General features: G+C 35.7%; 11 protein-coding genes, 3 tRNA genes and 1 pseudogene. 5 read left to right on the forward strand and 10 right to left on the reverse strand.

The window, feature by feature from the left end; translation table 11 throughout:
• Positions 1–3: 3 nt before the first annotated feature.
• Positions 4–1,047 carry a class I SAM-dependent methyltransferase gene (locus ABWU38_RS00405; RefSeq protein ID WP_253309925.1) on the forward strand — a complete coding sequence of 348 codons (1,044 nt, stop codon included), beginning with the start codon at positions 4–6 and terminating at the stop codon, positions 1,045–1,047.
• A 260-nt stretch (positions 1,048–1,307) separates the two neighbouring features.
• On the opposite strand, the gene ABWU38_RS00410 is transcribed toward ABWU38_RS00405, so the two are convergent.
• The 4 genes from ABWU38_RS00410 to ABWU38_RS00425 all read right to left on the reverse strand — a co-directional run bounded on the left by ABWU38_RS00410 (position 1,308) and on the right by ABWU38_RS00425 (position 4,814).
• A tRNA-Ser gene (locus tag ABWU38_RS00410) sits at positions 1,308–1,394 on the reverse strand.
• 31 nt (positions 1,395–1,425) lie between these two features.
• Positions 1,426–2,232: a DUF2163 domain-containing protein gene (locus ABWU38_RS00415; RefSeq protein ID WP_264687893.1), complete on the reverse strand. Its 807-nt coding sequence runs from the start codon at positions 2,230–2,232 to the stop codon at positions 1,426–1,428.
• A gap of 151 nt (positions 2,233–2,383) precedes the next feature.
• Complete coding sequence (locus ABWU38_RS00420) at positions 2,384–2,674, reverse strand: GIY-YIG nuclease family protein (protein WP_253309591.1); 291 nt, start codon at positions 2,672–2,674, stop codon at positions 2,384–2,386.
• 127 nt (positions 2,675–2,801) lie between these two features.
• On the reverse strand, positions 2,802–4,814 hold the full coding sequence (locus tag ABWU38_RS00425) for a porin (RefSeq protein WP_353272288.1): 2,013 nt from the start codon (positions 4,812–4,814) through the stop codon (positions 2,802–2,804).
• Between the two features lie 337 nt (positions 4,815–5,151).
• Here ABWU38_RS00425 and ABWU38_RS00430 point away from each other — a divergent pair, with 337 nt between their 5' ends.
• Complete coding sequence (locus ABWU38_RS00430; RefSeq protein ID WP_265016682.1) at positions 5,152–6,492, forward strand: lipase family protein; 1,341 nt, start codon at positions 5,152–5,154, stop codon at positions 6,490–6,492.
• A 43-nt stretch (positions 6,493–6,535) separates the two neighbouring features.
• Here ABWU38_RS00430 and ABWU38_RS00435 read toward each other — a convergent pair.
• From ABWU38_RS00435 to ABWU38_RS00460, 6 genes and pseudogenes are all read right to left on the reverse strand, one after another.
• Positions 6,536–7,355, reverse strand: a pseudogene (locus tag ABWU38_RS00435) (3'-5' exonuclease).
• Entirely contained in the window at positions 7,348–8,232 is an 885-nt protein-coding gene (gene era / locus ABWU38_RS00440) for a GTPase Era (protein ID WP_353272289.1), read from the reverse strand. Before era ends, ABWU38_RS00435 begins: the two are co-directional and overlap by 8 nt.
• A 359-nt stretch (positions 8,233–8,591) precedes the next feature.
• Complete coding sequence (locus ABWU38_RS00445) at positions 8,592–8,954, reverse strand: hypothetical protein (protein ID WP_353272290.1); 363 nt, start codon at positions 8,952–8,954, stop codon at positions 8,592–8,594.
• Positions 8,955–9,166: 212 nt separating this feature from the next.
• Positions 9,167–10,063: an ankyrin repeat domain-containing protein gene (locus ABWU38_RS00450; protein WP_353272291.1), complete on the reverse strand. Its 897-nt coding sequence runs from the start codon at positions 10,061–10,063 to the stop codon at positions 9,167–9,169.
• 154 nt (positions 10,064–10,217) lie between these two features.
• A complete protein-coding gene (locus ABWU38_RS00455; protein WP_265017467.1) occupies positions 10,218–10,403 on the reverse strand; it encodes a hypothetical protein in 186 nt (61 codons plus the stop codon).
• Between the two features lie 324 nt (positions 10,404–10,727).
• A tRNA-Gly gene (locus tag ABWU38_RS00460) sits at positions 10,728–10,800 on the reverse strand.
• Between the two features lie 180 nt (positions 10,801–10,980).
• Between ABWU38_RS00460 and ABWU38_RS00465 the strand changes: the two genes are divergently transcribed.
• The 3 genes from ABWU38_RS00465 to ABWU38_RS00475 all read left to right on the forward strand — a co-directional run bounded on the left by ABWU38_RS00465 (position 10,981) and on the right by ABWU38_RS00475 (position 12,169).
• Positions 10,981–11,601 carry a ribonuclease D gene (locus ABWU38_RS00465; protein ID WP_264687899.1) on the forward strand — a complete coding sequence of 207 codons (621 nt, stop codon included), beginning with the start codon at positions 10,981–10,983 and terminating at the stop codon, positions 11,599–11,601.
• Between the two features lie 125 nt (positions 11,602–11,726).
• The gene (trxA, locus tag ABWU38_RS00470) at positions 11,727–12,050 is read left to right on the forward strand and encodes a thioredoxin (protein ID WP_253309585.1); all 324 of its coding nucleotides are present in this window, start codon (positions 11,727–11,729) and stop codon (positions 12,048–12,050) included.
• A 42-nt stretch (positions 12,051–12,092) separates the two neighbouring features.
• Positions 12,093–12,169: transfer RNA gene (locus ABWU38_RS00475), tRNA-Ile, on the forward strand.
• Positions 12,170–12,203 lie beyond the last annotated feature (34 nt).

Genomic DNA, 12,203 nt, shown 5'->3' on the forward strand with positions numbered 1-12,203 from the left:
AACATGCTCACTTATATACACGAATTAATTGACAAAAGTCAAGGATCAATATCCATCAGTGATTTCATGAATGCCGTTTTGTACCATGAAAAATACGGCTATTATACGAGTAGATTACCACTTGGTAAGGATGGTGATTTTACTACTGCACCTGAGATCAGCCAATTATTTGGTGAAGTAATTGCAGTTTGGATAATGCATACATGGGAAAAATTAGGAAAGCCATCAAAATTTTCTCTAGTTGAACTTGGGCCAGGCAAAGGAACACTCATTCACGATATAATAAGAGTCACTAAAAAATACAGCAGCTTTTTTAATTCAATGTTGATCCACTTAGTTGAAATAAGCCCTACTTTACGGAAGATACAAAAGGAAAAATTAAAAGGCTTAGGTGTTAATTGGCACAAAGATATTGACAACCTACCAGAACAACCAACCATTTTTTTAGCAAATGAGTTCTTTGACGCTCTTCCGATAGATCAGTTTGTATATCGTGATGAGGGGTGGTATGAAAATAGGGTGACAAAACAAGATGATGGCAGTCTCTTGGTGTCATGCCAGTGCGTGACACTGGAATCCAGAAAAAAAGAATCATGGATTCCAGTGTCAGCTACTTGCATGACAGGGAGTTTCGATGGTGCAGTGGTGGAAATATGTTCAACTGGGGTTGAAATATTAAAAAAACTTGAGAAGAAGATACATAATAATAAAGGAGCTGCTTTGATTATAGATTACGGTTATGTATACCCCGCGTATAAGAGCACTTTGCAATCGATAAAACAACATAAGTATGCTAATTTTCTTGAGAATGTTGGTAATAGTGATATTACTGCACTTGTGAACTTTCAAGCATTAAAAGATTCATTAAAACACGTAGATTGCGAGATTTTAACTCAAAGAGAATTTTTATATCTTTTTGGCATAAAAGAAAGAACCCAGGCTTTAATGAAAAGCGCAAGTGATGAACAAAGGAATAGGATCTTTAGTGAATTCTTAAGGTTGACTGAAAATATGGGCACTCTTTTTAAAGCAATGCTATTGATATAGCTAGCCCAAGAAAGGTTTCCCTACGTAATACCGCGATTCATTCGCGGTATCTCAGCCGCTAACTAGTAGCGGAATGACGAATTTGTTGTTTTTCAAATTGTAGGTAAACCTAAGTCACTTTAGCTATAGCATAGCTAAAGTAATTTATGTTATTGGGTAAGTTAAAAATATGATATAAATGAGATAAGAGGGAGCTACTCACTATAGGAATAGAGTTGCGCGCGCGACCGAGGGTTTTATACCATTCTAGAAGTAATATGCGGAAAAGGGGGGATTCGAACCCCCGACATATTTTCATATGTGCACGCTTTCCAAGCGTGTGCTTTAGACCACTCAGCCACCTTTCCATGCATATTCATAATATTGAAAATTGTGCTGCTAAACAATATAAAAACCTGGTATATAGGGTTCACCACGAAAATTTACAGTATTGTTAAACTTGCTTCTGCAAGTTGGAAATGTTTTATCGCAACCTGCGAGTATTGAATATTTATCCCCAGCAGAAATTTGGTATGGAGGCGAAGTAAACAACGTAACTACTTTATTTTTATATTCTTTTACTACACCTTCAAATGCTGTTGAGCCAAAGAATTTTACTACTCCGTGCTTATAATATTCATCACTCTCAGCTAAATTCGTGTCTTCAAATCTTCTTTCGTCTATTACTTTAGTGATTGTACTTATTTTACTAAATTTTTTAGTATCGGCTTTGCATTTATCATCGCAAAATTGTGCTCTGCATGCAGGAGAGTATAATTCTGCTATGCTTCTCTCAAGCTTTGCTGAGAGCCCTCTAATTTCAACAATAAATCTTCCACTACTTAATGTCACTTTACCAAAAGTTCCTGAATGTAGATTCATTGTTCCCTGGGTCAAGTCTTTATAATTCACAAGAAATATTTCAATATTTGCAAAGTCGTACTTTCCTGATAAAACATCTTCTTCTTTAATATCACCACTATTTAATATCCCTTCAATTTCTAGATTATCAGTTTTTAAATCGCTGTTTAATATTATACTACTGGCTGTAAATCCACTTGAAGATTTATAGAGTATATTATTAATATTTAAATCTTCATCATAGTCAGTGAATCCCATTACTTCTCCACCTGCAAGCGTTAATTTCCAGCACGTAGCAGTGGTAAGTAATTCTCCAGCTAAATGATTTTTTAGTGTGGTTTGCATAGGGGCCTCCTGTTTAATTGATTGAATTTGAAAGTAGCTATACGGCTAGTAGATAAGCCAGTGTGTTCTTTTCCCGTCATCTGAGTAGCTATAGAGTGTCATTCCAGTAACCATAGGGTGTCATCCCAGTGCGTGACACTGGGATCTAATTTTACCTGACTATGTTATCATATAAATCTACCCAATTTGGATTTTCTTTTTCGATCAAATCAGTCTTCCATTTTCTTTTCCAACTTTTTAACAGTCTTTCTCTATTAAGAGCTGAATTTATATCTTGAAATTCTTCAAAATGAACTAATTTATGTACATTGTATTTTGATGTAAAGCCAGAAATAACTTTACTCTTATGTTCCCAGATTCGTTTAATCAGATTTGATGTTATACCTGTATATAAAGTTCGATTATTCTTGCTTGCAAGTATGTAAACGTAATAATTTTGCATATAACTTAGATCCCAGTGTCACGCACTGGGATGACAGGAGAGAGGACACTATATGTTTATTTGATTGACAAATAAACACTAACAAATAAGATACACACCACATTAAATTGTGGTGTGTACTAGCTGGTTAGAAAGAAAACTTCACACCAGTAAGAAGGAGAATTCCTTGGTTAGAAGGTGCCTCTTCTGTGGTACTACCTGCTTTTGTAATCTTATGATTTGCGTTTTGTTTCTCGTTAGTCATAAAATAATGGAGAGCTGCGTAAGGAACAAATTTGCTCTTACTGCATGCAGGAGATAGATCATATTGAATGCCAAGTGCGCCATCGTGAAGCATATCTCCATCATTCATTCTGCTACCAAAGTACGTCAAACTTGTGTAGATATTCTCATATTGATAGCCAGCTCCTACAGTCCAATACATGGTGTCCATACTATCTTCACCAAATTGAGCTTTCAGCCCTTCCATTCTTTTGTTAGCATCAGGAAGCAGTTCATATTTTTCAATTTTATTATTAGCATCTTTTGTCAGTATTTCAATACCTTTTGGTTGACCAGATTTGCCCAGATATGCAAAAGAGGCAGCAAATTTTATGCCTTGATCCTCATTAATCTTATAATCAGCGCTTACACCCAAATTAACACCCATAAGGTCATTGTACTCTACAAATTCCTTATAAAGATGCTTATCTTTACTTGGTTTTTTCGCTTGACCATACTCACCAACTGCAGAAGTTTTAACTTTCACCTTATATTTATCAAAGTCATATTCATATGATGCACCAGCACTTATTATGTGCTCATAGTCTGGACCGACATGTTTTATCTCTTCCTTATGTTTTATTTTATCATTATCTGTACTATCCTTGAAAGGAACTGTTTCTTTTACAGTAAACAAGCTACTATCATAACGAGGTGAGTAGCTGATACCAAATCTTGCGCCCATATAATTTGGTGAGTAGTAAGCAACTCTAAATGGCAGTGTAGTCATAACATCTTTGTTGTATTTCCCTGCCATGCGGAAAGAGAATTTTTCACTTTCACTCGAAAAACTTTCAGTGTAAAGACGTGGTGTTACATAAAATGGAAAGCTCGCAGCGCTTCCTTCTAAGTTCACTTTTCTGAACCAGTCACTATCTGCAGCTCCGTCAACAGTTGCAATTCTTGTTGCATCAAGTCTCATCAGAGCCTCAGGACCAAATTGATAACCAAGCTTTAGATCACCATGTTTTGAATTTAAAAATACATGTGCACTCCTGCTCCTTGCAGCGTAAACACCCTGTGAAGCCCCTTTGCCTTCTGTAACTGGGACGTGAAATTGCACGTCAGCACCATAAAGAAGACCTAAATCTTCATTTTTATTTTCTGCTCTGAGGTGTAATATCGCATCAGCAGTCATACCCATATCGTTGCTGTAATCACCAATATTTCCTATTCCACTAGGGAATACGGGATTTGCTCCTTGTATCTTATCCTGAGGGGCAGTATAATACTCTATAGATCTGTTTGGCATAACGTTGTAACGTTTATACTCTTCACCACTTGGCCCTGCTTTGCCATAGCTTTGAGCATCAACAACACCACCAAAAGTTATTCTTAAGCCATCTTTTCCTTGGTTGGTGTCGATAATATCAACTCCACCAACTGAAACAACAGGACTTGCCTTACCTTTTTCCTCTGTATTTTTGTTAACAACTTTTACATCCTTCTTTACATCTTTAGCTTTAATTTTAGCATTCTTAGTTTTAGAAGCCTTAGTTTTTGAAACTTTACCTTTTTCTATATTAGAATTCTTAGCATTTAGAGCTTTCGCTTTTGAATCCTCTATAAGCTTTGCTTTTTTCTCATTTGCTAGCCTGATCTCCTCTTTTTTCTTCTGCTCGGCTGCTAATCTTAGCTCCTCTTTTTTCTTAAGCTCTTCAGCTTTTTTTCTTGGATCAGCATTACATATTCTGTCCATCTTTTCTTTCAGTTTTTTATTTGATGTTTTCATAACTTCTGTTTTTCCAGAAGTTTTTGTGCTCTCTTGCTTTTTTATTTCCTTCATACTCTCATCAGGAAAGTCAGCTGCAAAACTGCTGAAAGAACATAAAGTTAATAAAGAAACTAGAGCAGTTCTAGTATAAATAGATTTTTTCATGAAGTGCCCCCAAAAAATTTCGAAATCATTGTCTTAAATGTAAATATATAAAAATGTTGAAAATTCAACTTAAAGCAATCTTATAGCGAAAACAAAAGTAAAGTGCAACACCTTAAAAACAACTTTTTTAATATGCCTAACGTTTATATTAACCAAAATTTAGCACAAAGGTTAATATTTTTTGCTTGCTAGTGCATTATAACTCTACTATTTATTCTATGGAAGTAAAATTTTTTTATTCTAGCAATAGAAAGATTATAGAAAATACTATTGACAATAATATCAATCTACATTATAGTTAAATAAATTGTTTAGCTGATAGTAGATTGAGGTAGTTATGGATTTTAGTTTTTTACGCAATTGGTTTAGCACCACAGGTACTAGTGCAAGTAGTATAGATTCACAATTAGGTGATGTTGAACAATCAAGCTCCATCTTAGCAGATAACGGCAAATATAAGGTGGATGATGAGTTTGAGATCATTGAAGATTATGAATTTATAAATCCTGCTGACCCAAATGAACCACATTCTTTACCTTCTGCTTACCAGATAGATGAAAGTATCGCAGAAATTGCAGGGTTTGATAAAGAGAAATTATTGGAAATGAGTAATTTCTGTAAAATAAGCTATGGTGATAGTGACGACAAGTTAGATGAAAAAAAACATCATATATTAACTTGTAAAAATGTAAGTGAGGAAGATTTTATAGCTATTGAAGCAGATGGGAGAATGCACAAAGAAACTAATCCTTCTGAGGATATTATTTTTGAATTTAAAAAAATGTATAAAACTAGAGCTGAACTTTTTAGCGAAGGTTATAAAATCATTCCATTTGGTAATAGTTTCGAAGAAGATGCTGGGTATGTTTTCATAAAAGGTGAAGAAATAACAATAGCTTACCACGGTACTCGTGGCTTAAATGATGCAATCACTGATCTAAATGCATCTTTTACTACTTCAGAACTTTTACCTGACGGTGGAAGAATTCATCGTGGTTTTTATAATTCATTTACAGATTCATGGCCTAATCTTTATGGCATTTTGAAATCTCATGCTGAAAAACAAGGATCAGAAATCAAAGATTTTAAAATCAATCTCACAGGTCACAGTATGGGAGGAGCTATTGCTAAGATAGCTGCTTTATGCCTCAACAAAACAGAAGGCGCTGAAGATGTTCATGTTGCAACTTTTGCTGATCCAAGGGTTTTTGACCTGACTGCCAGTGAAATTTATAATGACGCTCTTCAGGAAAAAACCATAAGGGTCACTCACCATCAGCGAGATCCAGTGCCAGCATTGTGCCCTGGTTCGTTTGGTTATGCTCACGTAGGTGCACAATTAAGAGTATCGACACCAGAAAGATATTCTAGTCTAGTAAGTTATTTGCATGGAATAGATGGTTATCATGAGGCCGTTTATAGGATGGATGAAAGTGATTTTCGATCAAATAATAACGTATCTCTCTTTTACTATCCTGTTAGGATATTAAATCGAATTAACTCTGCAGTTTTAGGTAATGCTCAATATTACGCTGCCAATGCAGTAAATTATATTTTTGGTGGGTCAAATTTTTTCGAAGAAGTAAAAAATAAAAATTCTTCTCAGATTGAACAAGCAGAAGTTGTGCAAAGCAAGATAGCATATGAGAATTACTTGTCTACTGCAAGGAGTTTATAACTATTACTATGGAGCAATTATTAGATTGCTCCATAACATCTATTCATTTAAATTCAATATAAAAATTTCCACCACAACCATTCCTCTTTAAATTTTTTTAGATGTTCTTTTTTTTCGCACTCTAAAAGCAGCTCTTCCACGCTTTTGTTGTAGCTTTCAGTAGTAATCCTTCCCTGATGATGCATGAACCTCAAGTAAATCAAATAAGTGTTAATCACATCTGTTTCACAATAATCTCGAATCTCTTGTATCTTGCCGCTATCATATAAGCCCATAACTTGTGACCCATCAACTCCAATCTTGCCAGGAAGGTTAAATGCTGCACAAACTTCGTTCATTTTTACTCTTGCAGAGGCTCCAAAATCAGAGAGGGTTTCAAGTAAGTCACAATGCCAATCACTACTATATCTCTGATTGTAACTATTCCACTTATCACCAGCTTTATGAAAGTATTCTGCTTGAATGCCATGGACCATAGCACGATACTTCAGTACTGGTATATCAAAAGTGCGTCCGTTGAACGAAACTAATCTTGGCTTTTTCTCTGATATGTAGTTAAAAAATCCTTTCACTAGCTCCTTTTCACTGGAATTTAGTGTGCCTCCAGATCTTATTTCTTGCAGTGTGAACACCTCATAACCGCTCTGGTGGCTTATATTGCAAAGTAAAAAACTGATAACTACAATTTGGTGGAAGGGCTGACGCAGAAAAGAGTTTTGCCCGTTTGTTATTTCCAGGTGGTATTTTGTTAATGCATCCCTTTTCTCTTCTACACTACTATCATCACTAATATTGAGTAAATTTTTGCAGGAATTTACATCTGGTATAGTTTCAATATCAAATACTAACAAAGAATTAAGCATTGCCTATATACTCCTCAGGACGGTCGATCCAAGGTCGCACTTTTACGAACAAAAAGAGGTGAACCTTGCACTCAAATAATTTTTCTAGTTCAGCACGTGCTTCGATATTAATTTTTTTAATATTACTGCCATCTTTCCCTAGCACTATTTTTTTATGACTATCTTTCAACACGAATATGATCTGTTTGATGACTAAACTCTTATCTTTTTTTTCCTCAAATTGTTCAGTTATAACAGCTGTAGAGTATGGCAATTCTTCACGCAAGTTCAAGAATAATTTTTCTCTCGTAATTTCTGCTGATAAAAAATTTGTCGAGGAATCGGTTATTTGATCTTCTTCATAAAACCAAGGGCTCACCGGTGCAACTTCAGACAAGTAATTCATCAAATCAGAAAGTCCATCATTCTTTAATGCTGATATCGTAAAAACTTTTTCAAATTTATAAAGCAAATTCAGATGCTCATGCGCCATCTTGAGTTCTGGCCTTTTTACCAAATCAGTTTTATTGATAACCAAAATGCATCTGCCTTTTGTGCGCTGCAGCCACGTAAATATAGTCTTAATTCTTTCTATATTTTTCAAATAATTGCTTACATCAACAAGTAACAAAGTGATGTCATCACCCTTGATTGCTGACCATGCAGATTTGACTAAAGCTTTTTCAAGTTTTGTTTCTGCTGAGAAAATTCCTGGGGAGTCAGTAAAGACAATTTGTGTGTTGTTGCATGTTGCAATACCCCTTATTTGCGTCCTTGTTGTTTGCACTTTGGGTGTAACAATTGCAATTTTCTTGCCTATGATGCTGTTAATTAATGTAGACTTCCCAGCATTTGGTAAGCCAGCTATGGTTACAAATAAGCACTTTTGTTCTTTCACAAAGGAAATTATAAAGAAAACTGGATGCCAGTGTCAAGCACTGGAATGACAAGTTCTCGGCAACCCCTACGTCATACCGTCACGGTATCTCTAGATCCCGCTAACACGTAGCGGAATGACAGCAATCCTACGTCATACCGCCGCGAACCGTCATACTGTCACGGTATTTCATCCGCTAACAAGCAGCGGGATGACAGCAATTCTACGTCATACCGCCGTGGTATCTCTTAGCCGCTAACACGTAGCGGGATGACGAATTACTTAACCGTCATACCGCGATTCATTCGCGGTATCCCAGCATAGATTCCGCTAACAAGTAGCGGAATGACGGTAAACCTAGATTACTTTAGCTATAATTATTAAGCTGCACCTGCTGGATTTGGTGATTGACTATTAAGAAACTCTGCCCTAGCTTCAGTAAACTCAGTTGAGGGTCTTGAAAAGAACATAATTTTTATTGCACAGCACGCACTACATAATGCAACAGCAGCCATACCTACTGCAAGAGTAGAACACCAAACTTTACCTATGTACGCGTCTGCAACCCCAGAAATCAAGGCAATACTACCTGCTGTAGTTAATAGCGTAGCACACCCAATCCAGAATGCTTTCTCATAATTAATAGCACCAAACATTTCTCCAGCATCACTGCTAGCACCAGCAACACAGTCCACTGGTTTTTTGCCATCTTTATCCTTCAAACCTGGATGGCTTTGTTGCATCGCTAGCTATGATGGATTAAAGATAAAAAAGATGGAGAATATCAGTAGCTTATTATTCTGGTATTTATAACAAGAACGGTCAGTGAATACCTAAATTTGAGTAAAAGAAATTTCACTACCACTCACTAATCCGGCTAAAATTCAAGAATTTCAATGCTTTAGCTATTTTCAATAGAATTAAGTTTATTAATATAAATAATAAATTACTATTCTTAAATTTGATCAGATTGATTGCAAAAAAACAAGATTTTCAATAGGTTGCTTATAATCCTAGCTATAGTTAGCCTTTCATAAGTAACGATGCAACAAAGCCAACCTGGATCGGCCCCTTTTTTTAGAAGTAATTTCGCAATTTCAACGCTACCGCCGAAAAAATGTCCACTGCACAAATAGTGCAGTGGTGCCTTACCTTGATTATCTTGCATATTAAGATGAGCGCCTTTACCCAAAAGTAATTCCACAGCTTTATGACGAGCAATGCCACAACAACTATAAATAGCATAATGAAGTGGTGATTTACCTTCTTGATCTCTTTTATTAGGGTCAGCACCACGCTCCAGGAGTAATTCTATGATTTCATTATAACATTTATTACAGGCCTTGTGTAACGCAGTACAACCTTGTTTGTCCTGCGTGTCACAATTAGCACCATTTTCCAAGAATAGCTTTATAATTTCAATGTTCCCTCCTTCTTTTATAGCAAGTATCAGTGCTGGATAGGCATATATATTATCATTAATATAATCACCAAATTTTCCATCTTTACTGCTCTTGAACTTGGAAAAAAGTTTTTTCAGAAATGCTGTATTTCCCTCTGAGATAGCCTCATATAGATAAAACTTTAAATCTTCAGGAGAATTAATTTCATCTAAATTTTCATCAGTCAGTTTTGTAACTTCTTCCGTATCTTTTCCAGTGAAAAGGTTATATGCAACACCTAATTCTTTAAATTTCTCCTCGTTTTGTTTTTGCACATCCTTACTCTCACCTGAATGTTTATCAGGATGATATTCAAGAGCTAATTTTCTATATGCTTTTCTAATTTCGTATTCACTTGGATTATCACTTGGACTAAAGCCTAATATTTTTAAAGCTTCCTTTCTATTCACAATAAACCTCCTACTGGAATATCTTAAGCTAAGTATAACCCAAAATTTCAAAAAGCAAAGCTTTTTATGTTAAACTGCATCCACTGCGCAATCCCATAACTGTACAAACATTGTAATTTATCTCCATCTAGGAAAGGGTGTCATCCCAGCGCCCCTATGATGTCATCCCAGCGGCCCCTATGATGTCATTCCAGTGCTCCTTTCTCGTCATCCCAGTGCCCAGACACTGGGATCTAGTTTTCCATAAATGGTGCATTTTAACATAACTTTTATACTTGATAAAATTCCTGGATTCCAGCATCAAGTGCTGGAATGACACCTCTCTTTGAGCTATAAACATTAAGAAATTTACCAAATGAAAAAAAAGGCAAAAGAAGCCCCGAGTAGCGAGTTTTGACTCTATATTACTGTAAGTGGCGCTGTAATAATGTGCTAACGCTTAAAATAAGCGCGATTTGGCTGAATGTAGAAAAAATAAAAAAGACATGCAGCCGCTGTAATTTTATGTAATCCGCCAATAAATACCCTAAGTTTTTTACTGAATTTTGTCATTGAGCCTGCAGGTCAAAAACAAGTTTTGAGTCATAAATACCCTTATTGTCATAATAAGGGCGCTGGCGAAATATGTCAAGGGATTTTTGACGAAATGATTTTGAAAGTAAAGAGCGGGAGAAGGGGTTCGAACCCTCGACCTCAACCTTGGCAAGGTTGCGCTCTACCAACTGAGCTACTCCCGCAATTAAATTAACCTAAATTTACTTAATTATAGGCATATACAGCGATTTGTAAACCCCGTGTACACGAAAAATGTGAGAGCCCATAAATTTGCGTGGTTCCTTCTATGATCTTTTCGTATACTTAAGGCTCATTTTTGATTATCATAGGTTTTCAATTGTGCCAAAAAATGTATTAATTTTATGGGAATATTTTTATATAAAGACGACTTGCCAGCTAGTTCAATACCAGATGATATAAGTTCTATAGCTGTTGATACCGAGGCAATGGGGCTACTTCATAGCAGAGATAGATTATGCCTTGTGCAGCTCTCTTTTAATGATGGCAACGTTCACTTAGTTCAACTCAAGAACGATTACACAGCGCCAAATTTGAGAAAAATATTAGAGGATAAAAATATAACTAAAATATTTCACTTCGCGCGATTTGATGTAAGCATAATACGTTATTACTTGGAAATTTGGGCACTTCCGTGCTATTGCACAAAAATAGCTTCACGTTTAGTTCGCACTTACACAGATAATCATAGCTTAAAAGAATTGTGCTTAGAACTACTTGATACCAAATTAAATAAGCAGCAGCAATCTTCTGATTGGGGAAATGAAAATTTGACAGACAAACAAAAAAATTATGCTGCATCTGATGTTTTGTATCTCCATAAGATAAAGGAAAAGCTAGATTTAATGTTGGAACGTGAAAATAGAAAAGAATTGGCCCAAAAGTGCTTTGAATTTCTTCCTACTCGCATTGAGTTAGACTTAATGGGTTGGGAAAACGTGGATATCTTTAATCATCAGATATAACCATTTGTGAGAAGTTTTTTGTTTGTGCAAGACACTTTAGGGCAATTTTTCAGAAGAATTTAGTTGATTAACTGTTGATTGATGCGCTATATTTTACAAGCAATCGTTCTAAGTTTAGGTATTTTATGAGTGATGACATTATATCAGTAAATGATCAAAATTTCAAATCTGAAGTCACTGACTATAAAGGGTTTGTTCTGATAGACTTTTGGGCAGAATGGTGTGGGCCATGTAAAAGTCTAATGCCGCGTATTGAACAGTTGGCTAAAGACAGAAAAGGCAAGATTAAGATCTGCAAGTTCGACATAGATGAAGGGACTGAAGTGCCAAGTAAGTATGGAGTGCAATCTATACCCACTTTAATCATATTTCAAGATGGTAAGGAAATTGCACGCAAAATTGGTGCAACAAATGATTTGCTAAGTTGGGTTGATAGTGAAATAAGCTAATAGACAAATTTGCTTTTGTGTGTATTATAAATATTGATAAAAGGGATTGTAGCTCAGTCGGTTAGAGCAGTTCGCTCATAACGAATTGGTCGTAGGTTCGAGTCCTACCAATCCCACCATTGTGTTGATCTTAGCATGATCGTAACAATGAGA

It is taken from the genome of Wolbachia endosymbiont (group A) of Urophora cardui (assembly GCF_964028435.1).
GTDB lineage: Bacteria > Pseudomonadota > Alphaproteobacteria > Rickettsiales > Anaplasmataceae > Wolbachia.